25 protein-coding genes are annotated in these 21,373 nt (G+C 72.8%); 15 read left to right on the forward strand and 10 right to left on the reverse strand.

Annotated elements, in window-relative coordinates:
* Positions 1–34: 34 nt before the first annotated feature.
* Both LG395_RS41440 and LG395_RS15125 read right to left on the reverse strand, forming a co-directional pair.
* Positions 35–949: a GNAT family N-acetyltransferase gene (locus tag LG395_RS41440; protein WP_225810016.1), complete on the reverse strand. Its 915-nt coding sequence runs from the start codon at positions 947–949 to the stop codon at positions 35–37.
* Positions 950–1,796: 847 nt separating this feature from the next.
* Positions 1,797–2,837: a LysR family transcriptional regulator gene (locus LG395_RS15125; protein WP_225810018.1), complete on the reverse strand. Its 1,041-nt coding sequence runs from the start codon at positions 2,835–2,837 to the stop codon at positions 1,797–1,799.
* 181 nt (positions 2,838–3,018) lie between these two features.
* Here LG395_RS15125 and snpA point away from each other — a divergent pair, with 181 nt between their 5' ends.
* Positions 3,019–3,708 (forward strand): snapalysin, encoded by a 690-nt coding sequence (gene snpA / locus LG395_RS15130; RefSeq protein ID WP_225810020.1) that lies wholly within the window; start codon positions 3,019–3,021, stop codon positions 3,706–3,708.
* 99 nt (positions 3,709–3,807) lie between these two features.
* Here snpA and LG395_RS15135 read toward each other — a convergent pair whose 3' ends face one another.
* From LG395_RS15135 to LG395_RS15145, 3 genes are read right to left on the reverse strand one after another with little or no spacing between them, the layout of a single operon-like run.
* Positions 3,808–4,806, reverse strand: a complete 999-nt coding sequence (locus LG395_RS15135) for an ABC transporter substrate-binding protein (protein ID WP_225810022.1) — start codon at positions 4,804–4,806, stop codon at positions 3,808–3,810.
* Between the two features lie 9 nt (positions 4,807–4,815).
* Entirely contained in the window at positions 4,816–5,583 is a 768-nt protein-coding gene (locus LG395_RS15140; protein ID WP_225810024.1) for an ABC transporter ATP-binding protein, read from the reverse strand.
* Between the two features lie 2 nt (positions 5,584–5,585).
* On the reverse strand, positions 5,586–6,641 hold the full coding sequence (locus LG395_RS15145) for a FecCD family ABC transporter permease (RefSeq protein WP_225810027.1): 1,056 nt from the start codon (positions 6,639–6,641) through the stop codon (positions 5,586–5,588).
* 174 nt (positions 6,642–6,815) lie between these two features.
* On the opposite strand from LG395_RS15145, the gene LG395_RS41670 reads away from it, so the two are divergent.
* The 8 genes from LG395_RS41670 (at position 6,816) to LG395_RS15185 (ending at position 11,658) form a co-directional block, all read left to right on the forward strand.
* The gene (locus LG395_RS41670) at positions 6,816–7,298 is read left to right on the forward strand and encodes a cytochrome P450 (RefSeq protein WP_225810029.1); all 483 of its coding nucleotides are present in this window, start codon (positions 6,816–6,818) and stop codon (positions 7,296–7,298) included.
* A 129-nt stretch (positions 7,299–7,427) separates the two neighbouring features.
* A complete protein-coding gene (locus tag LG395_RS15155) occupies positions 7,428–8,045 on the forward strand; it encodes a hypothetical protein (protein ID WP_225810031.1) in 618 nt (205 codons plus the stop codon).
* A 129-nt stretch (positions 8,046–8,174) separates the two neighbouring features.
* Positions 8,175–8,411, forward strand: a complete 237-nt coding sequence (locus LG395_RS15160) for a hypervirulence associated TUDOR domain-containing protein (protein ID WP_225810033.1) — start codon at positions 8,175–8,177, stop codon at positions 8,409–8,411.
* 5 nt (positions 8,412–8,416) lie between these two features.
* Positions 8,417–8,755, forward strand: a complete 339-nt coding sequence (locus tag LG395_RS15165) for a DUF3140 domain-containing protein (RefSeq protein ID WP_225810035.1) — start codon at positions 8,417–8,419, stop codon at positions 8,753–8,755.
* A 117-nt stretch (positions 8,756–8,872) separates the two neighbouring features.
* Positions 8,873–10,090 (forward strand): spore photoproduct lyase family protein, encoded by a 1,218-nt coding sequence (locus tag LG395_RS15170; protein ID WP_225810037.1) that lies wholly within the window; start codon positions 8,873–8,875, stop codon positions 10,088–10,090.
* A gap of 63 nt (positions 10,091–10,153) precedes the next feature.
* Positions 10,154–10,510: a PRC-barrel domain-containing protein gene (locus LG395_RS15175; protein ID WP_225810039.1), complete on the forward strand. Its 357-nt coding sequence runs from the start codon at positions 10,154–10,156 to the stop codon at positions 10,508–10,510.
* A 24-nt stretch (positions 10,511–10,534) separates the two neighbouring features.
* Positions 10,535–10,708 (forward strand): hypothetical protein, encoded by a 174-nt coding sequence (locus LG395_RS15180; protein WP_171150246.1) that lies wholly within the window; start codon positions 10,535–10,537, stop codon positions 10,706–10,708.
* A gap of 173 nt (positions 10,709–10,881) precedes the next feature.
* Positions 10,882–11,658: a LamG domain-containing protein gene (locus LG395_RS15185; RefSeq protein WP_225810041.1), complete on the forward strand. Its 777-nt coding sequence runs from the start codon at positions 10,882–10,884 to the stop codon at positions 11,656–11,658.
* 15 nt (positions 11,659–11,673) lie between these two features.
* On the opposite strand, the gene LG395_RS15190 is transcribed toward LG395_RS15185, so the two are convergent.
* Positions 11,674–11,919, reverse strand: a complete 246-nt coding sequence (locus LG395_RS15190) for a hypothetical protein (RefSeq protein WP_225810043.1) — start codon at positions 11,917–11,919, stop codon at positions 11,674–11,676.
* Positions 11,920–12,093: 174 nt separating this feature from the next.
* Here LG395_RS15190 and LG395_RS15195 point away from each other — a divergent pair, with 174 nt between their 5' ends.
* The gene (locus LG395_RS15195; RefSeq protein WP_225810045.1) at positions 12,094–12,762 is read left to right on the forward strand and encodes a TetR/AcrR family transcriptional regulator; all 669 of its coding nucleotides are present in this window, start codon (positions 12,094–12,096) and stop codon (positions 12,760–12,762) included.
* Between the two features lie 35 nt (positions 12,763–12,797).
* Here LG395_RS15195 and LG395_RS15200 read toward each other — a convergent pair whose 3' ends face one another.
* Together LG395_RS15200 and LG395_RS15205 are read right to left on the reverse strand one after the other, a co-directional pair.
* Positions 12,798–13,208, reverse strand: coding sequence for an SRPBCC family protein (locus LG395_RS15200; RefSeq protein WP_225810047.1), 411 nt, complete (start codon positions 13,206–13,208; stop codon positions 12,798–12,800).
* Positions 13,209–13,246: 38 nt separating this feature from the next.
* Positions 13,247–14,254, reverse strand: coding sequence for an aldo/keto reductase (locus tag LG395_RS15205; protein ID WP_225810048.1), 1,008 nt, complete (start codon positions 14,252–14,254; stop codon positions 13,247–13,249).
* 141 nt (positions 14,255–14,395) lie between these two features.
* On the opposite strand from LG395_RS15205, the gene LG395_RS15210 reads away from it, so the two are divergent.
* The 4 genes from LG395_RS15210 to LG395_RS15225 all read left to right on the forward strand — a co-directional run bounded on the left by LG395_RS15210 (position 14,396) and on the right by LG395_RS15225 (position 17,792).
* Entirely contained in the window at positions 14,396–15,295 is a 900-nt protein-coding gene (locus tag LG395_RS15210) for a LysR substrate-binding domain-containing protein (protein ID WP_171150252.1), read from the forward strand.
* A 78-nt stretch (positions 15,296–15,373) separates the two neighbouring features.
* Positions 15,374–16,891, forward strand: coding sequence for an MFS transporter (locus LG395_RS15215; protein WP_225810049.1), 1,518 nt, complete (start codon positions 15,374–15,376; stop codon positions 16,889–16,891).
* Positions 16,892–17,056: 165 nt separating this feature from the next.
* On the forward strand, positions 17,057–17,272 hold the full coding sequence (locus LG395_RS15220) for a hypothetical protein (RefSeq protein ID WP_225810050.1): 216 nt from the start codon (positions 17,057–17,059) through the stop codon (positions 17,270–17,272).
* Positions 17,273–17,366: 94 nt separating this feature from the next.
* Positions 17,367–17,792 carry a pyridoxamine 5'-phosphate oxidase family protein gene (locus tag LG395_RS15225; protein ID WP_171150255.1) on the forward strand — a complete coding sequence of 142 codons (426 nt, stop codon included), beginning with the start codon at positions 17,367–17,369 and terminating at the stop codon, positions 17,790–17,792.
* Between the two features lie 170 nt (positions 17,793–17,962).
* Here LG395_RS15225 and LG395_RS15230 read toward each other — a convergent pair whose 3' ends face one another.
* Positions 17,963–18,523 carry a DUF2269 domain-containing protein gene (locus tag LG395_RS15230; protein ID WP_225810051.1) on the reverse strand — a complete coding sequence of 187 codons (561 nt, stop codon included), beginning with the start codon at positions 18,521–18,523 and terminating at the stop codon, positions 17,963–17,965.
* Between the two features lie 99 nt (positions 18,524–18,622).
* A complete protein-coding gene (gene htpG, locus LG395_RS15235; protein WP_225810052.1) occupies positions 18,623–20,533 on the reverse strand; it encodes a molecular chaperone HtpG in 1,911 nt (636 codons plus the stop codon).
* Positions 20,534–20,860: 327 nt separating this feature from the next.
* Between htpG and LG395_RS15240 the strand changes: the two genes are divergently transcribed.
* Positions 20,861–21,337 (forward strand): SRPBCC family protein, encoded by a 477-nt coding sequence (locus LG395_RS15240; RefSeq protein WP_171150258.1) that lies wholly within the window; start codon positions 20,861–20,863, stop codon positions 21,335–21,337.
* Positions 21,338–21,373: the final 36 nt, after the last annotated feature.

Consider the following 21,373-nt stretch of genomic DNA (forward strand, 5'->3'; position numbering starts at 1 on the left):
AACCGGGACGAGAGACGGGGCCCCGCCGCATGGGTCAGGCCACACTCCGGGGCAGGTCGTGGGTGCGGAATTCCTCCACGACCTGGTACCCGGCGCTCGTGTACAGGTTCATGGCCACCTCGTTGCCGCCCCACACGGTGAACATCAGCATCGAGTCACAGGCCGCGAGCGCGACCTGTTCGCCGGCCGCCATCGCGGCCCGCCCGTACCCCTTGCCGCGGTGCCGCTCCCCGACGTGCAGCGAGTAGCCGTACGTCACCCCCGGCAGGTGTCCGTGCTTCAACCAGCCGCTGCCGATCGGCTCGCCGGACGCTTCGAGCACCAGGACGCTGTTGTCGGGCGTATCGAGACCCTGGGGCAGCAGGTTCCCGAAGTCCCGGTCGGCCTTGCGCCCGGCCTCCTCGGGGCTCATGGCCCCCGACCGGACGATGTCGGCGACGTAGGCGGCCTTCTCCGAGGCCAGCCAGGCGGAGTATTCGGCCGGGGTCATCGGCCGCGCGGTGACCCCGTGCAGCGGCTCGGGCGCCGGGCCGATGCTCCGTGCCCTGAGCTGGCCCCGGACGCCGTAGCCGCCGAACAGGTCACCGGCGGGCCCGGTGAGCCGTATGCCCAGCCGGCGCGCGCCACGCTCCGCGCACCACGCCTCGGCCCAGTCCCGTGCCGCCTGCTCGTACCCGCGGCCGGTGTGGTCGGCGTCGACACGGAGATCCTGGATGTGGCCCACGAGGACGCCGTGCTCGTCGGCCACGTCCACGGCCACGTGTCCCACCCGGGTCCCGGCGTCCGTGATCTCGGCGACGGTCCAGTCGCCGATGCGGACGCGGAGGTACTCCACCAGACGCTCGGCCGCGGCCAGGCTGAAACCGGCCGCCGTGTACGGGGCGTGGAGCCGCTGCTCGAAGTCCTTCTGCCAGGCGCTGCGGTCGTCAAGGATGTTGAATGCTGTCACTCGATCACCTTAGAAGTCCTCCCGCGGCAGCGGCGGTTGCCGGCGGGGAGACCGGGTGTCACGACGGACAGGCCGGCGGCTGCGGCAGCGGGTCGCCGCCGGTGCGTGCCGTGGCGCGGGAGTCGGCGCGAGCGCTGCGGCTCGTGGGCTCGTGGTCGCCGGACGGTGACGTCCCACCCCCCCGCGGACGCCGAGGCGGCGGCCGTACCGGACCGGCTCACCGCTGCGCCGCCGGTCCGGCGGACCGCGGCGGCGCGGGCACGGGCCGTGGACCGGGACCGGCGGCACCAGCGCGTCCCGCGCACCGTCCTGTACCGCCTCCACGCGGGCGCCGTCAGCCCGTCGGCCGCGCCGCTCTCCTCGCGGCCGACGCGCGGGCTCCGCTGCCCTGGCACGGCGTTCCGGACCCGCCGGTCGCGGCGGCGGCCCCGAGGTACGCGGCCGGGCCGGGCGCGCCGGACGGCGCGGCGGGCCGCCGACCGAGGCGGATGAGGCCCTCTTTCCCGGTCTGACCGCGACGTCCGGCCCCTGGCCGCGCCGGGCCCGCCGGGTCCCGGCCCGCTCACGCCGCCGGGCGGGCCCCGGCAGGTGCGGTACGAGGGCCGCCTCCGGCGGCACGACCGCCCCGCGCCCGGCGTGTGGACGGCCCGGACGGCGCACTGCCCGGGGTGCGGGGTACGACCGGGCCGTGGACGGTGACCTGCGACTGGTCCCCGATCACGCTGGGCTGCCCGTGCGGAACCGTCACCCGTGCCCACGGCCTGGCCTTCTCCGAGGTCTGGCCAATGCTGCCGGACGCGTGACCGGGTGCCGTCCACGGCATGGGACCGGCCCCGCGACGCCGCGCTCACCGACCCGGTGCCGGGCAACGGCCGGGACCGATGCACGTCAGCGTGTCGGCGGTTCCCGCGGCGGTGGCCCACCGGGTGCGCGTGGCACGGCCCGCACGGGCGCCGCACGGGTCGGCACGCCTCAGCCACTCCCGGTAGGCCGGCGCCTCCCGGGCCACGGTCCAGTACGCCTCCTCCAACTCCGGGTAGGCCTCGTCCAGTTCCTCCTCGGTGCGGGCCGCCAGCAGCAGCCGTACCCCTATCGGGTCGCCCTTCAGCGGGCGGATCGCGAGGTCGGGGCGGGGATGGGCGGTCGGCTGGCTGATCGTGACGACCTCGCCGGTGGCGGCCAGTGAGTACGCGGTGAGGTAGTCGCCGTGCAGCATCTCGGGGTTCAGGCCCGCGGCGCGCAGGACCCGGCTCAGGCCGTCCCACTCGCCGTCGACCGTGGAGTCGACCATCCAGCGGTCGCCGGCCAGATCGGCGAGGCCCACCTCCGGCTGCGAGGCGGCGGGATGGTCCGCGGCGAGCGTGACGAACTGCGGTTCGCGCTCGACGAGCACCCGCAGGCTCAGGCCGGGCGGAATGCGCAGCGGGCTGCCCTCGACCTCGTGCACGAACGCCATGTCGAGCCGGCCGGCGGCGACCATGGCCAGCAGGGCGTTGGCGGACACGTTCATCTGGAGTGTCGGGCGAGAGCCGGGACCGCGTGCCCTGAGCAGACGTAACCAGCCCGGGATGGCCCGGCTGGCGGTGGCGCCGATGCGCAGCCGGAACCCGCCGGCGGCGCGGGCGGCCGCCGCCCTGGTCTCGGTGACGATCGCCGCGAACTCCGCGACCAGGGGCCTGGCCCGGCTCAGCACGGCGAGCCCCAGCGGGGTGGGACGGCAGCCGGTCCGGGTGCGTACGAAGAGCTGAGCACCGAGGGCGCGCTCGATGCGCCGCAGCTGTGTGCTCAACGAGGGTTGCGCCAGGCCGAGTTGACGTGCGGCTTTGTGCAGACTGCCGGTATCGGCGATGGCGCACAGGACGCGCAGGTGCCTCACCTCCAGCTCCATGGGGGGAGCGTAAGGCGGCGCACGGCACGGCACCAGATGTTCAAGTGCCAACGAACAGGGACGAGTCGGCCCGCGATAGCCCCGGGCTATCCCCGACTGCCATCATCCCGCGCCCCGTTGGTCTGCCCGAGACTCACAGGCAACCGATCGTTCCACCCCACAGGACGAGAAGGAGCCCCCCATGGCGTCGTTCCGCAGCAGCACCGGCTCGCAGCAGACCAGAAGACTCCTGACCCTGGCCCTCGGTCTGGGTCTGGCCTCCGCCGCACTGGGTACCGCGAGCCCGGCGAGCGCCCACAGCGCCGCCCAGGCACCGGCCCGCACCGCCACCGCCGGGTACGTGGGCACGGCCGACGGCGCCGGCAGCAAGGCGTTCTTCGACGCGGTGCTGAAGTCGGTCGCCGAGCGGCAGGCCGACCAGCCCTCGCTGAAGGTGGTGACCGTCTACTACAACGCCTCCCAGGCCCCGAGCTTCCGCTCCCAGATATCGAGCGCCGCCTCCATCTGGAACAGCTCCGTGTCGAACGTCAAGCTCCAGGCGACTTCGGGCACCGGTGACTTCACCTACTACGAGGGCAACGACTCGCGCGGTTCCTACGCCTCCACCAACGGCCACGGCCGCGGCTACATCTTCCTGGACTACGCGCAGAACCAGCAGTACGACTCCGTCCGCGTCACCGCCCACGAGACCGGCCACGTGCTGGGCCTGCCCGACCACTACAGCGGACCGTGCAGCGAGTTGATGTCGGGCGGCGGCCCCGGCCCGTCCTGCACCAACCGGTACCCGAACGCCACCGAGCGCTCCCGGGTGAACCAGCTGTGGGCCAACGGCCTGGCCAAGGCCCTGGCGAAGGTGAACCGCGGCGGCTGATCCCCACACAGCCCCGCCGGCTCACCCGGTACGGACCGCGGCTCGGGATGCCGCGGTCCGTACCGCCGTCGTACGGCTCACCGCACCGGACCGCGCCGGTCACCCCTGTTCCGCCACCGTCCGCAGGTAGGCGCCGAGCCGGGCGACGGCCGACGGGTTGCGGGGGCTCTCCACCAGGTCGGCGTAGTCGAGGGCGACGATCCGCCGGTGCCTGACGGCGGAGACGTCGCGCAGCGGGGCGTAGGAGAGCAGGAACCGCTTCTTCCGCTCGGCGCTGACGTCGCCGTAGTCGCAGATGACGATGACGTCGGGGTCGCGCTCGACGACGGTCTCCCAGCCGGCCGTGGTCCAGGAGTCCGCCACGTCGTGCATGACGTTGACGCCGCCGGCCTCGGTGATGATCTGTTCCGGGGCGGCGTAGCGGCCGGAGGTGAAGGGGGTGTCCCGGCCGCTGTCGTAGAGGAAGACCGAGGGGCGGCCGGCGCCCCGGGGAGCCTTCGCCCGTACGCCGGCGACCTGTTCCCTGAAGCCGTCGACCAGGGCTCGGGCCCGCTTCTCGACGCCGAACAGAGCGCCGAGGTTGGTGAGGTCGGTGTACAGGGCGTCCAGGGGCGGCATGATCCCCCGCGAGGTCTTCGTACGGCCGTTGCGGCAGGACTCGGTGAGCACGTACGAGGGGATGCCGAGCTTGTCCAGGGCGTCGGGGGTGAAGCCGCCGTCCTCGCGGAAGCCGTAGTTCCAGCCGGCGACGACGAGGTCGGCGCGGGCGTCCAGGACGTTCTCCTTGGTGAGCTGGTCCTTGGACAGCCAGGGCACCTTGTCGTATCCGTCCTTCCACGGCACACGGCTCAGGTCGCCCCTGTCGTCGGGCATGGCGAAGCCGGCCATGCGGTCCTCCAGGCCGAGCGCGAACATCAGCTCGGTGATGCCGACGTCGTTGGTGACGACGCGTTCGGGGACCTTGTCGTAGGTCACCTCACGGCCGCAGTTGGTGAGCGTGACCGCGGGGGACCGCGCGTCCTCGGCGGACCTGACGGTGGCGCCGCAGCCGGTGGCGGTCGCGGCGAGACAGAGGGCGGCGGCGAGCAGCGTGCGCATGGCGATCCTTCAGGTGGTGGGCGGAAGCCGGTCGAACAGGAGCTGGACGGCGCCGCTCACGGGGTGCCGTACCGGGTGCGCGCGGATGCCGAACACCTCGGCGAGCAGGGCGGGTCGCAGGACGTCGAGCGGTGGTCCGGCGGCGACGATGCGGCCCTTGTCGATGACGTACAGGACGTCGCAGTGCGCGGCGGCGAGGTTCAGGTCGTGCAGCGCGGCCAGGACGGTCAGGCCGCTCTCCCTGACCAGGGACAGCACGTCCAACTGGTGGGCGATGTCGAGGTGGTTGGTGGGTTCGTCGAGGACGAGCACCCGGGGCTGCTGTGCCAGCGCGCGGGCGATGAGGACCCGCTGCTTCTCACCCCCGGACAGGCCGGGGAACCCCCGGCCGGCCAGGTGGGTGACGCCCGTGCGGTCCATCGCCCGCGCGCAGATCTCGCGGTCCGCGCCGGCCGTACGGCCGCGGTGCGGCAGCCGGCCCATGCCGACCACCTCGGCCACGGTGAAGTCGAACTCGGCCGACGACTCCTGGGGCAGTGCGGCGAGCGACCGGGCGGCGGCCTGCGGGTCCATGGCGTGCAGGTCGTCACCGTCCAGCCGCACCGCCCCGGCGGCCGGCCGCAGCGCCCGGTACACGCTGCGCAAGAGAGTCGACTTGCCGCTGCCGTTGGGGCCGACGAGTCCGGCGAACGTCCCGCTGCCCACGGTGAGGTCGATGTGCTCGACCAGGCGGGTTCCGGCCGCCTCGATCGTGACGTCCTCGATGTCGAGCCGCACGCTCAGCGCCCCCCGAACGCGTAGCCGCCCCGCCGCATCAGCAGCAGGAACGCGGGGACACCGACCACCGCGGTGATGACACCGACCGGCAGTTCGGCCGGGGCCAGCAGCAGCCGGGACAGCACGTCCGCCCACACCAGCAGCACCGCTCCCGCGAGCGGGGCGACCGCCAGCACCCGGCGGTGGTCGGCACCGACCAGCATGCGCACGACGTGCGGCACCATCAGCCCGACGAAGCCGATGGCCCCGCTGACCGCGACGACGGTTCCCGTGACGGCCGCGGTCACCAGGAACAGCTCCCGCCGCAGCCGGGGCGGTGGGACACCGAGGGAGGCCGCGGTCTCGTCCCCCATGGCGAGCGCGTTCAGCGCCTCGGCCCGCCGGCGCAGCCACGCCCATCCGGCGGCCACGGTCACCGCGGCGAGCGGCACCTGCGCCCAGGTGGCGCCGCCGAGGCTGCCCAGCAGCCACATCATCGCCGAGCGGGCCGCCTCGCCCCGGGCCGCGCCGAACACCATGACCGTGGTGACGGCCTCGAAACCGTACGCCAGCGCGGTGCCCGTCAGGATCAGCCGCAGCGGGGTCAGTCCGTGCGGCGAGCGGGCGACGGCGTAGACGAGGGCCATGGCCGCGAGCGCGGAGGCGAACGCCGACACCGACAGCGCCCACACCCCGAGTCCCGCCAGCGCGCCGAGCAGGATGACGGCGTTGGCGCCCACCGCCGCGCCGGAGGAGATGCCGAGGACGAACGGGTCGGCCAGCGCGTTGCGGACCATGGCCTGCACGGCCACGCCGACGGCCGCGAGCCCCGCCCCGACGACGGCGGCGAGCAGGACCCGGGGCAGCCGGATCTCCCAGACGATGGTGTAGGGGGCCGCGTCGTGCGCGTGCACGGTGCCGCCGGTGAGCCCGGCCCACAGGAAGCGGAGCACGTCGGCCCAGCCGATTCCGGCGGCGCCGAGCGCGACACCGCACAGGAGCGAGAGCAGCAGCAGCGCCGCCAGCCCCAGGCCGAGCGGCAGCGCGGGTATCCGGCGGGGTGCCGTTCTTCGACGCACGGTGGGGCCGTCCTTCGCACGGGCCGCCGCGGAACGTCGAACAGGGACAGCCCGTACGGCCGTGCCGGCCGCGCGGCCCCCTCTCGCAGTCCTCGGCGAGCAGTCAAACGGGTCGCTGACCCCTCCGCAGGCGATCGGGCTCGCGCGAGGACCACAGGGTCCCCGCGCACACCGTTGCGGGTCAGCGCCGGACTCTCACCGGACTTCCCCCACGGGAGGCAGGGCGAGCCTAACAAACCGCTCGCGGGGGCCCCGCGGAACAGGTGCCGGCGGCGGCTTCGCCTCGGCCCGCCCGTTCAACCGGGGCCCCGTACCGCTGTGGTGGACGCCGACGTCGCGGGCGCGCCCGTGCCGCCCGGCACCGTCGTCCTCGTGCCGCTCGGCGCGGCCGGCCGCGATCCGCGGGGCTTTCCCGATCCGCGCCGGCTCCTGCCGAACCGGCAGCCGGAACGCCTCGCCTCCGGGCCGGGCGGCCACTGCCCTCCGGGCGCCGCACGCGCTCGGCTCGAAGCCGCCGCGGCCCTCGGGCACTGCCCGCCCGCCCCGGCCGAACCGGGGACCGGGTGCCACCCAGCCCCGCTCGGGCGGCCCGCGGCGAGCGGAGCCCCCCGTGCGGCCGGGCCCGGGTGCGAGCCGGACGTGACGACCGGCCGGTGACGTCTGTGACAGTTCCGTGCCATTCGGGGCACAACGAACCGCGTCCGGGGCGGGTCGTACTCCACATGACGGCCGGGAGGAATCCGCCCTCACCGGCATCGAGCGCATCACACCGCACAGGGGGACACCATGACGATCCGGACGCGGGCCATCCGCAACGCCCTGACGGCCCTGGCCACCGGCACCGCCCTCGCCTTGGCGGCGGTCCCGGCGACGGCTGCCGCCCGCACCGCCGACGCACCCGCCTTCCTCGACCCGGCGGACCTGCCGCCCCACCCGTCGTCGCCCTGGTACGCCGGCCCGGTCACCGCCGGCCGGCCGGACCCGCTGCCGATCTGCGTCGGCGAGGCCCTGCCCTCGGTCTCCGCGCACCGCGCCTACTGGACGGACCTGGACACCAACGCCCTCCAGGTCACCGTGGTGGAGCGCGACGCACGGCGCGCCGCCGACTTCGCGGCCCTGCTGCGCGAGGACCTCGCGGGCTGCGCGAAGAAGCTCCGGTCGCAGTCCCCGGACATCACGGCTGCGAAGAAGTACTACGGCAAGGTCAAGGTGGCGGCGGGCGCCCACGTCTACGGCATCCACACCACCGCGACGTGGGGCGCCTCCGACATCGCCCTGTTCTCGGTCGGCCGCGAGGGCAGGACGGTGACGGTCGTGAAGTGGTCCCAGATGGGCTCGTTCCGCGACGCCCCGGTCAAGGCGTTCAAGGCCACCACCCGGACGGCGGTCGACAAGCTCTCCTGACCTCCCCGGCGCGCGGAGAGGGCCGGCCAGCACCACAGGTGCGGACCGCGCCCTCTCCAGGCAAGGTGGTGGAAGGACACATCGCGATCCACCCGCACGCCGGAACCTTTGTCTCCAGGGAGTACGACCATGGCCAAGGCGAAGCGCACATCAGGCGAGAAGGAACCTTCCAAAGGCGACAAGGTGGCCTGGCGCAGTCACGGGAGCGAGACCGAGGGCACCGTGGAGAAGAAGATCACCGAGCGCACCGAGGCGTCGGGACGCACCGTGGACGCCTCGCCCGACGACCCGCAGTACGAGGTGCGCAGCGACAAGTCCGGCCGTACGGCCGTGCACAAGCCGTCCGCGCTCAAGCGGAAGAAGTAGGCCCGGTGCCGGGCGAGGAGCAGCACCGGGAGATCCGCGACAGCTTCCGCGAACTGGTGAACATGACACCCTCCGCACTGGAGAAGTGGCTGGCCACCGACGAATCCCGGGCCGCCGGACAGCACAAGGACGGGGGCGAGTCCACCGGCCACGCCTCCGGTCGCGCCATCGTGGACATCCTCCGCAAGAACAAGGGCGACCTGTCGGACGCGGACTACGCGCACATGCGCAAGGTGACCGGGTACATCCGCCGCCACCTCGCGCAGCGCCCGTCCGGAGACGTGCGCGACACACGATGGCGCCACTCGCTGATGAACTGGGGCCACGACCCCCTGGACGACTGAGCCCCCCCCCGGCGCCGGCCCCCGCCGGCCCGGCCGGGCGCGCGGAATCACCGCCGCGTCACGTGCCTACAGTGGAGAGGAGACCCCCACTACGGCACCTTCCCGAGCGGAGCAGAGATGCGGTACCCCTCCGCCGGACCGGACGACGGCCCCGACGCCCTGTTCGGCCTCGACGCGCTGGAGACCACCGCGCCCGGCACACGCGGGACCGGCGAGCACGGCACGGGCGCCGGGCGCCCGCCGGAGCACCGCACCTGCTTCCGTGACTCCCCCGCGGCCCGCCGCCTGCTGCCGGTGCGGACCGTCTTCGCCGAGCCGGCCGCCGCCGCCTCCGCACGCGGCCGTCAGATCCTCGCCCGCTTCCCCGAGGCCGAGGTGATCGAGGTGGACTCCCACTGGCGCATCCCCGGGCTGCACGGCAACGAGGGCAACGTCGAGCGCTGGGTGCGGGTGAAGGGGGAGACGCTGGTCCTGGGCGAGAAGAAGACGCTGGCGACGCGGCCCAACGGCCGGTCCGCCGACTGGATCGCCCCCGGCGCCTCCAACGGGTGCGCGATGGCCTGCGCCTACTGCTACGTGCCGCGGCGCAAGGGGTACGCCAACCCCATCACCGTCTTCACCAACATCGACGGCATCATCGCCCACCTGGCACGGCACATCGCACGGCAGGGCCGGAAACGGGAACCGAACCAGTGCGACGCGTCGGCCTGGGTCTACGACATCGGGGAGAACGGCGACTGTTCGGTGGACGCGCTCATCGGCGACAACACCGCCGATCTCGTCCGCGCCTTCCGCCAGTGGCCGACGGCCAAGGCGTCGTTCGCCACCAAGTTCGTCAACCCCGACCTGCTGGCCCTGGACCCGCGGGGCCGGACGCGCATCCGCTTCTCGCTGATGCCCCCTGCGGACTCCAGGCTGCTGGACCTGCGGACGTCACCGGTCGGCGACCGGATCGCCGCCGCGGCGGACTTCCTGGACGCGGGGTACGAGGTCCACTTCAACCTCTCCCCCGTGGTGGTGCGCCCCGGCTGGCAGGAAGCCTGGACGGAACTGCTGCGGCATCTCGACGACACTCTGCCCGGCAGGGTCAAACGCCAGGCCGCCGCCGAAGTGATCATGCTCACGCACAACCGGGAGCTGCACGAGGTCAACCTGGGATGGCACCCCCGCGCCGAGGAGGTGCTGTGGCAGCCCGCGCTGCAACAGGGCAAACGCTCGCAGAACGGCGCACTGAACGTCCGCTACGCCACGCGCGTCAAAGCGGACGCCGTCCGGACCCTGAAGGACCTCGTCGCGTCCCACGCCCCCTGGCTGCGCATCCGGTACGCCTTCTGAGGATTCGGGTGGCGCGGCCACATCACCGGCCCGATCGTGGGTACCCCCGCAGAGGAGGTTCTGATGTTCGAGGCATCCGATATCCGTGAGTGGCGAGGGCGCGACGTCGTCGACTCCAAGGGGCACAAGATCGGCGTCCTGGAGTCGATCTACGTGGACACGACCACCGACCAGCCCTTCTTCGCCACGGTGACCGTGGGCCTGCCCACCCGTCGCCGTCTGGTGTTCGTACCGCTCCCCGGTGCGACGGTCGGTCCCGGCTACCTGAAGGTCGCCCACAGCAAGGACCAGGTCAAGAAGGCCCCCTCGATCGACACCGACGGCGAGCTGCCGGCCGCCGAGGAGCCGGGTGTCTTCTCCCACTACGAGCTGACCTACACACCGGGCGCCGGCGGTGAGCGACGCCTGGCCCGCCGTTGAGGCGCGCAGAACGCGGGAGATCCGATGAGTCTGTTCCTGTTCCTTGTCCTCGTGGCCGTCGTGCTGGGCATCATCGGCTTCGTCACCCACGGCCTGTTCTATCTCTTCGTCATCGGCGCTGTCGTGCTCGCCGCCGACATCGTCCTCGGCGCGGTGCGCTTGCGCCGGGGAAGCAGGAAGCACCGTCTCGCCCGCTGACCGCTGACGGGCCCCCGGCGACGCACCCGGGGGGCCCGGACCACGTGACATCGAACCGCGGAGAAGACGCGCCGAGGCCGCGCAGGCGCCCGCCGTTCACCCGGAAGGGGCAATCTCGGCACCGGATCGGCGCCCGGGCGCATGACCGGGCGACCGCCGGTGAGACATCCGGCATGGAGGAACACGCACCGGACGGCCGTCTGCCCGCTCCGCGTCGCCCCGCCGGATCCGACGTCGTGTTCACGGCGGACTTCGCCTCGCCGACGCAGTGGGTCGCGGGCCGTTCGTGGGCCTATCCGGACGGCGGCCCGGTCAATCCTGACGACGACAAGCTGGACTACCTGGTCACCGGCGCGGACCACAGCCGCTCCGGCGTCTTCCGGGCCACGCCCCGGCCGGACGGCAGATGGGACACGGGGCTGCTGACCACCGAGGGGAGCGAGGAGGGGTTCACGGTCCGGACGGGGGACGTGCTGGAGGCCCGTGTCCGGCTGCCCCGGGAGATCGGCGCCTGGCCGGCCATCTGGACCTGGCGGGACGGCGACCAGGAGATCGACGTCTTCGAATACCACCCGGACCATCCGGACCTGCTGGAACTGACCAACCATGTGCGCGGCGCCGAGCGCTATGTGCGCGACGACGCCGTCGGTCCGGGCGCATGGGTGGACCTGCGCACCGATTTCGGGCGCCGTTCGGTGGTCTGGTGGCTGAACGGCAGGCGGGTGTTCTCGGACGGGCGGGGCGTGGGCCGCGCCTGGCACGCCTACCTGATCGTCAACCTCTCGGTGAGCGCCGGGCGCTACCACCCGCCGCCCGAGGCCGGCACGACCGAGATGAGCTTCGAGGTGAGCAGCCTCGTCGTGCGCCGTCCCGGCCCAGGCGGCGCGAGCGGCGGCGGGGAGCACGACGAGACCGCCGCCGTGGGCGGACCAGCCGATGAGGCCGGATGAGGCCGCGAGGCCCGTCTACCGGTCGGAACCGGTCTCCTCGTCCTCCTCCCGGCGCTCCCCCGTCCGCTCCTCGGCGCCCACGCCTCGCAGCGGCTCACCGGCCGCTGTGCCCTCGCCGGACTGGTAGCCCTCCCTGGCACTGGCCGTGCCCGGAACCGTCCGGTCGCGGGCCTGGCTCTCGCCGCCCGAGTGCGCTCCGGGCTCCTCCTCGTCGCGGGCCCGGGCGAACCGGTCGGCGGGCTCGTCGGTGTGTCCCGTCATGGCCGTCCTCCGATCCGTTCGTCGGCACGGCCGGGTTCCCGTGGGCCGGCCGGGGAAACGCGAGGCGGGACGGACGCGACGGGCGACGACTCGCGGGGTTCACCGCACCGCCCTTCCCCTGATCACGCATCATTACGCAACGCCAGTGCGCTACCCGCTCCTATGATGTCCCTCATGAGTGAGCTTGCCTTTCAGCGTGCGCGCAGTCCCGAGGCCAAACAGGTCCGGGAACAGGCGATCCTGGCCGCGGCCCGCACGCTCGCCGACCGGCACGGCGTGAGGGACGTGACCCTCACCGACATCGCGGCGGCCGTGGGCATGCACAAATCGGCGTTGCTGCGCTACTTCGAGACGAGAGAGCAGATCTTCCTCGCACTGACCGCGGAAGGGTGGCGGCAGTGGTCCGCAGACCTGTGCGGCGACCTCGCCGGCCGGCCGCACGCCACCCCCGCCGAGGTCGCCCGGGTCATCGCCGGCACGCTCGCCGCGCGCCCCCTGTTCTGCGACCTGCTCGCCCAGGCGCCCCTGAACCTGGAACGGAACGTGTCGATCGAGTCGGTGCGGTCCTTCAAGCTGATGACGCTCGGGGAGGTCGAACGGATCGGCGGCGAGCTGCACCGGCTGCTGGGGCTGACCGAGGCGCAGGCCGTGGACACGGTGGCCACGGCGACCGGCATGGCCGGAGCGCTGTGGCAGATGGCCAGCCCGGGGCCGCGCCTGCGGGAGCTGTACGCGAGCGATCCCCGGCTGAGCCACGCCGTCGTCGAGGTGGAACCCCGCCTGACCCGCGTCCTCACCGCCTGCCTCACGGGGCTCGGCGTGGAGTCCGCGGCGGCCGGCTGACCGGGCGCCGCGCACCGCGCGCGGCGCCCGCGCGGTCAGCCGGTGAGGGTCCGGCGCAGGGCGGCCAGCCCGTCGGTGTAGATGCCCTGGAAGAGGTCGACGGCCTCCTGGTCCGGCACACCGGCGGGGGTGAAGGTGCCCGACCACTCGACGCGGGCGCCGTCGGGCGTCTCGCGCACGGTGAGGGTGGACCGGTAGTCGGTGACCGGGAACGGGGCCCGGACGATGGAGTAGGTGTAGGTGCGTGCCGTGTCGTCGAACGCCTCCAGCCGTTCGACGATGACACCGCCCTCCTCGTTCGTCAGGGTGCGCACCCGGCCGCCCTCGCCGAGGTCGCTGCCGGGGATGTACGGCAGCCATTCGGGCAGCGAGCCGAAGCCGCCGACGAGCTGCCACACCCGGTCGGCGGGCACGGGGACGTCGAGGGACGCGGTGGTGGTGGCCATGGGTTTCTCCTGGGTGGATCGGGTCTGGTTCGAGGGGGTCACGCGGGCAGCGGGGCGTTCCCGGCGATCAGGCCCTCCTCGCGGAGCGCGGACCAGAACGCGGCCGGGACCGTCTCGTTGAGCGCGGCGACGTCCTCGGCGACGCGGCTCGGGCGGGTGGCGCCGGGGATGACCGCGGCGGTCGCCGGGTGGGCGAGGGAGAACTGCAGCGCGGCGGCCTTGATGCCGACACCGTGCCGGGCGGCGAGCTCCTTGATCCGCTCGACCTTGGCGACGATCTCGGCGGGGGCCTGCTGGTACTCGAAGTGCGTGCCGCCCGCGAGGATGCCCGAGCTGTAGGGACCGCCGACGACGATGTCGACGTTCTGCGCGGCCGCGGCGGGCAGCAGCCGCTGGAGGGCGCGCTCGTGGTCGAGGAGGGTGTAGCGCCCGGCGAGGAGGAACGCGTCCGGCCGGGGCTCGTCGAGGTCGAGGGTCACCTCCAGGGGTTCGACCCGGTTGACGCCGAGGCCCCAGCCCTTGATGACGCCTTCGTCGCGCAGCCGGTCCAGGACCCGGAAGGCTCCGGTGCGGGCCGTCTCGTACCGGGCCAGCCACTCGTCGCCGTAGAAGTCCTGGGCGACGTCGTGCACCCAGACGATGTCGAGCCGGTCCGTCCGCAGGCGCTTGAGGCTGTCCTCGACGGAGCGCAGGGTGGCGTCGGCCGTGTAGTCGTTGACCATCTTGTTGGGGCGCCCGTGCTCGAACAGTCCGCCCTTCTCGCCCAGGTCGCGGGCGGCCGGGTCCTCGGCCTCGTCGAGGATGACGCGGCCGACCTTGGTGCTCAGGACGTAGGCGTCGCGGGGCTTGCCGGACAGCACCTCGCCCAGGCGGATCTCGCTGAGCCCCGCGCCGTAGAACGGGGCGGTGTCGAAGTAGCGGATGCCGTGGTCCCAGGCGGCCTGGACGGTGGCCGCCGCCTCCTCGTCGGGGATGGCGCGGAACATGTTGCCGAGCGGGGCCGTGCCGAAGCCGAGACGTCCGGGAAGCAGGTTCTTGATGCTCATGGGGGTCCTTCGGTGAGGGAGGTGACGAGTGCCGCGCGGGGTGTCCGGCGGGTCGTCGTCCTTGTGTCACCGAGGCTAGGATCGAGGAGTTGAGACTGTCCAAGACATAGTTGGACAGACTTCAGTCCCCAGAGGTCTTACATGCTTGATCTGCGCCAGCTCACCTACTTCGTCGCCGTGGCCGAGGCCGAACACGTCGGCCGGGCCGCGGAGGCCCTGCACATCTCCCAGTCGCCGCTCAGCCGGCAGATAGCCCAGCTGGAGCAGAAGCTCGGTCTGACGCTCTTCGAGCGCAGCCAGCAGCGGATCCGGCTCACCGCGGACGGCCGGGTCTTCCTCAGCGAGGCCCGCGCGCTGCTGCGGCACGCCGAGCGGCTGGAGAACCTCGGCCGGCGGCTGGGCCGGGGCGAGGAGGGCGGACTGTGCATCGGGTACGTCCCGCACGCCCTGCACACCGGCATCCTGCCCGGCGCGCTGCGCGCCCTCCAGCAGCGCAGCCCCGGCATCCACGTCGCCCTGTACCCCCTGAGCCCCGCCGAGCAGTTCGAGGGTCTGCGGCAGCGCAGCCTGGACATCGCGCTCGTCCACGAGCCGCCCGCCGACGACGACGCCGACCTGTGCTCGGCGCTGCTGCTGGAGGACCCGCTGATGCTCGCGCTCCCCCACGGGCATCCGCTCGCCGCGCGGGAGGTCATCACCGCCGCCGACCTCGACGGGCAGCCCTGGATCGCCGTGGCGGACTCCCAGCACCCGGCCTGGCGCGACGTCTTCATCGCCGCCTGCGCGGCGTCCGGGTTCACGCCGGACGTGCGGCTGGACGCCGCCGAGCCACAGACCGCGCTCGGGCTCGTCGCCTCCGGACTGGGCCTCGCGCTGATCCAGAAGAGCATGCTCCGAGGCGCCGGCGAGAACATCACCGTACGGGAACTTCCCTGGCACGAGGCGTCCGTACGGCTCTGGGCGGCCTGGCACCGGACGGACCTGCGCCCGGTCGTGCCGTCGTTCCGCGAACTGGTCCTGGGCGGGGCCGGGACCGGGTGAGCGAGCGGGACAGGTGTGCCCGCGCCCGGCGCGGGAACCTGGTCGGACCGAGTGCGGCCCTGGTGAGAGGAGTCCCGGGTGACAGCGTCGACGTCGGCGGCGGGCGGTCGGGACACGGGTGCCCAGGAGGCCGGGTACGAGCCTGATCCGCGCCGGTGGCGCGCCCTGTGGGTCACCTTGGTGGCGGGCTTCATGAGCCTGCTCGACGTGACGATCGTGGCGGTCGCCCTGCCCACCGTCCAACGGGATCTGGGGGCCTCCCCGGCGCAGGTGCAGTGGGTGGTCTCCGGATACGCCCTGACCTTCGCCCTCGCCCTCGTCACCGCGGGCCGTCTCGGCGACGCGCTGGACCGGCGCCGTATCTTCCTGCTGGCCCTCGGCGGCTTCGTGCTCTTCAGCGCGGCGTGCGGAGCGGCCCCCGACATCACGCTGCTGGTGGCGGCGCGTCTCGCCCAGGGCCTGGCGGCCGGCTTCATGGCCCCGCAGAACTCCGCGCTCATCCAGCAGATGTTCCGCGGCGCCGAGCGCGGCCGGGCCTTCGGCTTCTTCGGTGCCATCGTCGGCATCTCCTCCGCCGCGGGCCCCATCACCGGCGGTGTCGTCCTCGCCCTCGCCTCGGGCGCCCAGGGCTGGCGGTGGATCTTCTACGTCAACGTCCCCATCGGCATCCTCGCCGTCCTCCTCGGCCGCCGCCTGCTGCCCCGCACCCCGCGCTCCGGGCGGGGCCGGGTGGACGTGCCCGGCGTCCTGCTCCTCGGCCTGGGCGTCCTCGCGCTCATGTATCCGCTGGTCCAGGCGGACTCCGGTGGTCTCGGCCGGCTGTGGTGGCTGTTCCCGGCGGGCGCGGCGGTGCTCGTCGTCTTCGTCCATTGGGAGCGCCGTCTGGTCGCCCGGCACGCCCAGCCCCTGCTCGACCCGCGGCTGTTCAGCACCGTGCGGGGCTACGCGGTCGGCGCCGGCATCGGCACGCTGTACTTCGTCGGCTTCAGCGGGGTCTGGCTGGTGTTCGCCCTCTTCTACCAGCACGGCCTCGGCTTCTCCCCGCTCCGGTCCGGTCTCGCCGTGACGCCGTTCGCCCTCGGCTCGGCGAGCGCGGCCGTGGTGTCCGGACGGCTGGTGGAGAGGTTCGGCCGCCTGCTCACCGTGTGCGGCCTGACGGGCGTGCTCGTCGGTCTGGGGGGTACCGCGCTGCTGCTCCGCTTCGTGCCCCTGGACGTCGCTCCCTGGGTCGCCGCCCCGGTGCTGTTCCTCGGGGGCGTCGGCGGTGGCTTCGTGGTCTCCCCCAACATCACGATGACCTTGCGGGACGTACCGGTGCGGATGGCGGGCGCGGCGGGCGGCGCCCTGCAGACGGGGCAGCGGCTGGGTGCCACGCTGGGCACCGCCGCTCTGCCCGGCCTGTTCTACCTGGTACTCGGCCGCGGCCACGACTACCGGGGCGCTCTCGTCACCGCGCTGTGCGCCGCCCTCGTCGGGATGGCGGCTTCCCTGGCGCTCGCTGTCTTCGACTGGCAGCGGGACCGGCGGTCGAGCCGCCCGCGCGGGAAGTGCCCGGACGAGGCCGCCCACGACCCGGTGCACGCCCGGCACACCTGACCGGCCCGCGTCCGCGCACGGGTTGCCGCCGGCCGGGGCCCCGCGGCGCGGCCACGGCACGCGGCAGGGCCATCAGGGTGGCGCCGGGCCGTGTCGGGCTGCCGACACGCCCCGGGTTGGCCATGCTGGGCCGGAGCGGCACCCAGTGGCGACAAGGAGCACCGCATGTCCACGGACCCGGTCGAACGATTCCTGGCGGCGTTGGACCCCCGCCACCGCGAGGCCGTCGGCGCACGGCCGCGCGCGGAGCAGGAAGCCCTGGCGGCGGCCTGGGAACGGGAACTCGAAGCGGACGACGAGCTGGACACGCTCGACGAGCTGTCCCCGCCGGCGGCGGAGGCCGAGGCGGCCCGCCGCGTCCTGGACCGCGACGCCGGCTAGCAGGCTCAGCAGGCGCCCCGCAAGCGGCCGGCCCGCGGAACTCGGCGGAATCCGCTACGGCCGGGCCGAGCGGCCCGGGGTTAGGGTCGGCCGGGTGACACTCTCCATCGAAGAACGAGAGCAGTTCCTGGCGGAGCCCCACATCGGCGCGCTGTCGGTCGTCGAACGGCCGGACCGCGCCCCGCTGACGGTTCCCATCTGGTACCAGTACACGCCGGGTGGCGAACTGTGGGTGCGCACCGGCACCGATTCCCGCAAGGCGCGGGCGATCCGTGCCGCGGGGCGCTTCAGCCTGATGGTGCAGCGTACGGAGCCCACCGTGCGCTACGTGTCGGTCGAGGGACCGGTCACCAGGACGGCGCCGGACAGCCACGAGCACTCCTGGGAGATGACGGCGCGCTACCTGCCGCAGGAGAAGGTCGCCGCGTTCGTCGAGTACGACCGGACCCGGCTCGGTGAGCACTTCCTCGTCTACATGCGGCCCGAGCACTGGGTCTGCGCCGACCTGGGAGCCGTCTGACGGCACGGGGGCCGGTACGGTGCCGTCGCCCCGGCGGCCGGTGCCGGTCCGGTGTGCTGCCCGCGGCCGTCTGCGTCGGTCCGCGAGGATCGTCGTCGGCGGTGCCTGGGGACAGGATCCGGCCATGATCACGGACGCCGGGACCCGGTTCCTCGCCGACCGGACGATCCTCACCGGCCCCGCGCCCGACCGGTCCGCCCGCCGGCCGGCCGGCCTTCGGGGGCGGCCGGGGCTCCGGCGCCGGCCCGGTGGTTCCTTCCCCGCCGGGTGAGGCCCCAGGGCTTGAGGACCGAGATCGCCGTCATGAAGACGTAGGCGCCCAGCGACACGACCGGGCCGGGCAGGAGGTCGCCGGGGCCGGGCGGCGGTCCGCCCGCCGTCAGGCCGGCGAGGGAGGAGTTCACCCCTGGGCGCAGCGCGAATGCCGTGGCGGCGGTCGTGACGAGGGTCAGCCAGAACTTCGTGAGGACCCAGCGGTGCCGGGCCAGTCCCCAGGAAGTGCCCACGGACAGCAGTACACCGCTGAGGAGGGTCAGGAACGCGAGCGGCAGCAGCAGCCGGTCCGCGAAGAGCCGCATGGCGCGGACGGACGCCTCGGCGGTCACCGCCGACCGCGTCGTGGTGGCGGTGACCGCGAGGGCGAGCAGCCCGAGCGTGAGCCCGAGCCAGCTCGCGGAGACGGCCACGTGGACGACGAGGGAGGCCCGGCGCGCGGGGCGGCTCAACTTCATGTGCGACACGGTGCCGGAGGAACCCGTCCGTGCCGTCCGGCAGGGGGAGCAAGGCGGTGTACTCGGCCCGGAGTACACCGCCCGCCCCGGAGGGCACCGTTACAGCACGCGTTCCAGACGGTCCGCCATCAGCTTCACGAACCGGGCCGGTTCCTTCGGCTGGCCGCCCTCGGCGAGCACCGCCAGACCGTGCAGCAGCTCGGCGGTCTCGGCCAGTTCCGTACGGTCCTCGCGCTCCTTGTACGCCTGGTTGAGACCCTTCACCAGCTGGTGGCCGGGGTTGAGCTCGAGGATCCGCTTGGCGCGGGGCACCTCCTGGCCCATGGCGCGGTACATGTTCTCCAGGGCCGGTGTCAGGTCGTGCGCGTCGGAGACGACACAGGCCGGGGAGACGGTGAGCCGGGAGGACAGGCGCACCTCCTTGATGTCCTCGTCCAGTTGCTCCTTCATCCAGCCGAGCAGCCCGGCGTACTCCTCGGTCTGCTTCTCCCGCTCCTCCTCGGCGGTGTCCTCGCCCTCGGCGTCGAGGTCGATCTGCCCCTTGGCGACGGACCGCAGCTTCTTGCCCTCGTACTCGCCGACGGCATCGGCCCACACCTCGTCCACGGGGTCGGTGAGCAGCAGCACCTCGATGCCCCGTTCCCGGAACGCCTCCATGTGCGGGGAGTTCTCGATGCTCTGCCGCGACTCGCCGGTCAGGTAGTAGATGTCCTCCTGGCCGTCCCTCATCCGCTCCACGTACCCCTTGAGCGTGGTCGGCTCGGTGTCGTGGTGGGTGCTCGCGAACGACGCGACGGCGAGGAGGGCGTCGCGGTTCTCCGAGTCGGTGACCAGTCCTTCCTTCAGGACCGTGCCGAACTCCCGCCAGAAGGTGGCGTACCGCTCCTGGTCCTTGGTCATCATCTCCTTGACCGTGGACAGGACCTTCTTCGTCAGCCGGCGCCGCATCATCTCGATGTGGCGGTCCTGCTGGAGGATCTCGCGGGAGACGTTGAGCGAGAGGTCGGCCGCGTCGACCACGCCCTTGACGAAGCGGAGGTACGGCGGCAGCAGCGCCTCGCAGTCGTCCATGATGAACACGCGCTTGACGTAGAGCTGCACGCCGCGCTTGAAGTCCCGCGTGAACAGGTCGTGCGGGGCGTGTTCGGGGAGGAACAGCAGGGCCTGGTACTCGAAGGTCCCCTCCGCCTGGAGCCGGATCGTCTCCAGCGGGTCGCGCCAGTCGTGGGCGATGTGCTTGTACAGCTCGTGGTACTCGTCGTCGGAGACCTCGTCGCGGGGCCGCGCCCACAGCGCCTTCATGGAGTTGAGCGTCTCCGGCTCGGGTGTCCCGTCGTCCTCGCCGGCCGTGGCGGAGCGCTCGGGCACCATCCGGATGGGCCAGGTGATGAAGTCCGAGTACCGCTTGACGATCTCCCTGATCTTCCAGGGCGAGGTGTAGTCGTGGAGCTGGTTCTCCGGGTCGGCCGGCTTGAGGTGGAGCGTGACCGAGGTGCCCTGCGGCGCGTCGTCCACCCGCTCCAGCGTGTACGTGCCCTCGCCGCGCGAGGACCAGCGGGTGCCCTGGCTCTCGCCGGCACGCCGGGTCAGCAGGGTCACCTCGTCGGCCACCATGAAGCCCGAGTAGAACCCCACGCCGAACTGGCCGATGAGCCCTTCCTCCCCGGCCGCGTCCTTGGCCTCGCGCAGCTCCCGCAGGAACTTCGCGGTGCCCGAGTTGGCGATCGTGCCGATGAGCTGCCCGACCTCGTCGTACGACATCCCGATGCCGTTGTCCCGCACGGTGAGCGTACGGGCGTCCTTGTCGATGTCGATCTCGATGTGCGGGTCGGACACGTCGGCGTCGAGCGAGTCGTCCCAGAGTTTCTCCAGGCGCAGCTTGTCCAACGCGTCCGAGGCGTTGGAGACGAGCTCCCGCAGGAAGACGTCCTTGTTCGAGTAGACCGAGTGGATCATCAGCTGCAGCAGCTGACGGGCCTCCACCTGGAACTCGAAGGTCTCGGTCGGCATGTTCGCGAATACCTCACAGGTCCTGTCGCCGGAACTGGTGGAGCCACTGTAAAACACCACGTCAGCGCGGTGGCCCGAAGAGCGGGCCGTGGCTGGAAGAGCGCCTGGTGGCTGGATCCCTGCTGTTCGGGTCCGCCTCGGCACGCCCGCGCGGCCCGCCTGTGCGCTGTGCGGCCGGTTGCTCACGCTGCGGAACGGTGCCGCCGCACCCGTGCCGTCGCCGGAGCCGGGGCTCATAACCGGCGGCCCGCCGGGTACTCGCCGGGTCCAGGCCCGGCAACGGTCCGGGGCCGCCGCCAGTCGAGCGGAGACAACGGAGGTACAGAGATGAGCACGGTCAAGGAAGCGGTGGAGGTCGACGTTCCGCTGCACACCGCCTACAACCAGTGGACGCAGTTCGAGGACTTCCCGAACTTCATGGAAGGCGTCGAGGAGGTCAGGCAGCTGGACGACCGGCACAATCACTGGACCATGAAGATCGGCGGAGTACGGCGCGAGTTCGACACCGAGATCGTCGACCAGCTGCCCGACGAGCGCATCACCTGGCGCACCACGAGCGGCGACACGAGCCAGAAGGGCACCGTCCGCTTCGAGCGCCTGGACGACATGCACACCAAGGTCGAGCTGGTGATGGACGTCGAGCCCAGCGGAGCCGTGGAGAAGGCGGCGGATCTGATCGGCACGATCGACCGGCGCGTCAAGGGAGACATGAAGCGGTTCAAGCAGTTCATCGAGGAACAGGGCGGGGAGTCCGGTTCCTGGCGCGGCCGGATCCGGCCCGGGGACGCCGGCTCGTCCCTGTGATCAGGACGCGGCCGTGACGCATACGCCGCCGAGCGC

Source organism: Streptomyces spinosus, assembly GCF_020400655.1.
GTDB classification, from domain to species: Bacteria; Actinomycetota; Actinomycetes; order Streptomycetales; family Streptomycetaceae; genus Streptomyces; species Streptomyces argyrophylli.

Bases quoted from the DNA above. Each gene is read 5' to 3' on its own strand.
- LG395_RS15125 (WP_225810018.1), bottom strand. From the start codon at position 2,837: ATGGAGCTGGAGGTGAGGCACCTGCGCGTCCTGTGCGCCATCGCCGAT.
- snpA (WP_225810020.1), top strand. From the start codon at position 3,019: ATGGCGTCGTTCCGCAGCAGCACCGGCTCGCAGCAGACCAGAAGACTC.
- LG395_RS15135 (WP_225810022.1), bottom strand. From the start codon at position 4,806: ATGCGCACGCTGCTCGCCGCCGCCCTCTGTCTCGCCGCGACCGCCACC.
- LG395_RS15155 (WP_225810031.1), top strand. From the start codon at position 7,428: ATGACGATCCGGACGCGGGCCATCCGCAACGCCCTGACGGCCCTGGCC.
- LG395_RS15160 (WP_225810033.1), top strand. From the start codon at position 8,175: ATGGCCAAGGCGAAGCGCACATCAGGCGAGAAGGAACCTTCCAAAGGC.
- LG395_RS15170 (WP_225810037.1), top strand. From the start codon at position 8,873: ATGCGGTACCCCTCCGCCGGACCGGACGACGGCCCCGACGCCCTGTTC.
- LG395_RS15175 (WP_225810039.1), top strand. From the start codon at position 10,154: ATGTTCGAGGCATCCGATATCCGTGAGTGGCGAGGGCGCGACGTCGTC.
- LG395_RS15180 (WP_171150246.1), top strand. From the start codon at position 10,535: ATGAGTCTGTTCCTGTTCCTTGTCCTCGTGGCCGTCGTGCTGGGCATC.
- LG395_RS15185 (WP_225810041.1), top strand. From the start codon at position 10,882: ATGGAGGAACACGCACCGGACGGCCGTCTGCCCGCTCCGCGTCGCCCC.
- LG395_RS15190 (WP_225810043.1), bottom strand. From the start codon at position 11,919: ATGACGGGACACACCGACGAGCCCGCCGACCGGTTCGCCCGGGCCCGC.
- LG395_RS15195 (WP_225810045.1), top strand. From the start codon at position 12,094: ATGAGTGAGCTTGCCTTTCAGCGTGCGCGCAGTCCCGAGGCCAAACAG.
- LG395_RS15200 (WP_225810047.1), bottom strand. From the start codon at position 13,208: ATGGCCACCACCACCGCGTCCCTCGACGTCCCCGTGCCCGCCGACCGG.
- LG395_RS15205 (WP_225810048.1), bottom strand. From the start codon at position 14,254: ATGAGCATCAAGAACCTGCTTCCCGGACGTCTCGGCTTCGGCACGGCC.
- LG395_RS15210 (WP_171150252.1), top strand. From the start codon at position 14,396: ATGCTTGATCTGCGCCAGCTCACCTACTTCGTCGCCGTGGCCGAGGCC.
- LG395_RS15220 (WP_225810050.1), top strand. From the start codon at position 17,057: ATGTCCACGGACCCGGTCGAACGATTCCTGGCGGCGTTGGACCCCCGC.
- LG395_RS15230 (WP_225810051.1), bottom strand. From the start codon at position 18,523: ATGAAGTTGAGCCGCCCCGCGCGCCGGGCCTCCCTCGTCGTCCACGTG.
- htpG (WP_225810052.1), bottom strand. From the start codon at position 20,533: ATGCCGACCGAGACCTTCGAGTTCCAGGTGGAGGCCCGTCAGCTGCTG.
- LG395_RS15240 (WP_171150258.1), top strand. From the start codon at position 20,861: ATGAGCACGGTCAAGGAAGCGGTGGAGGTCGACGTTCCGCTGCACACC.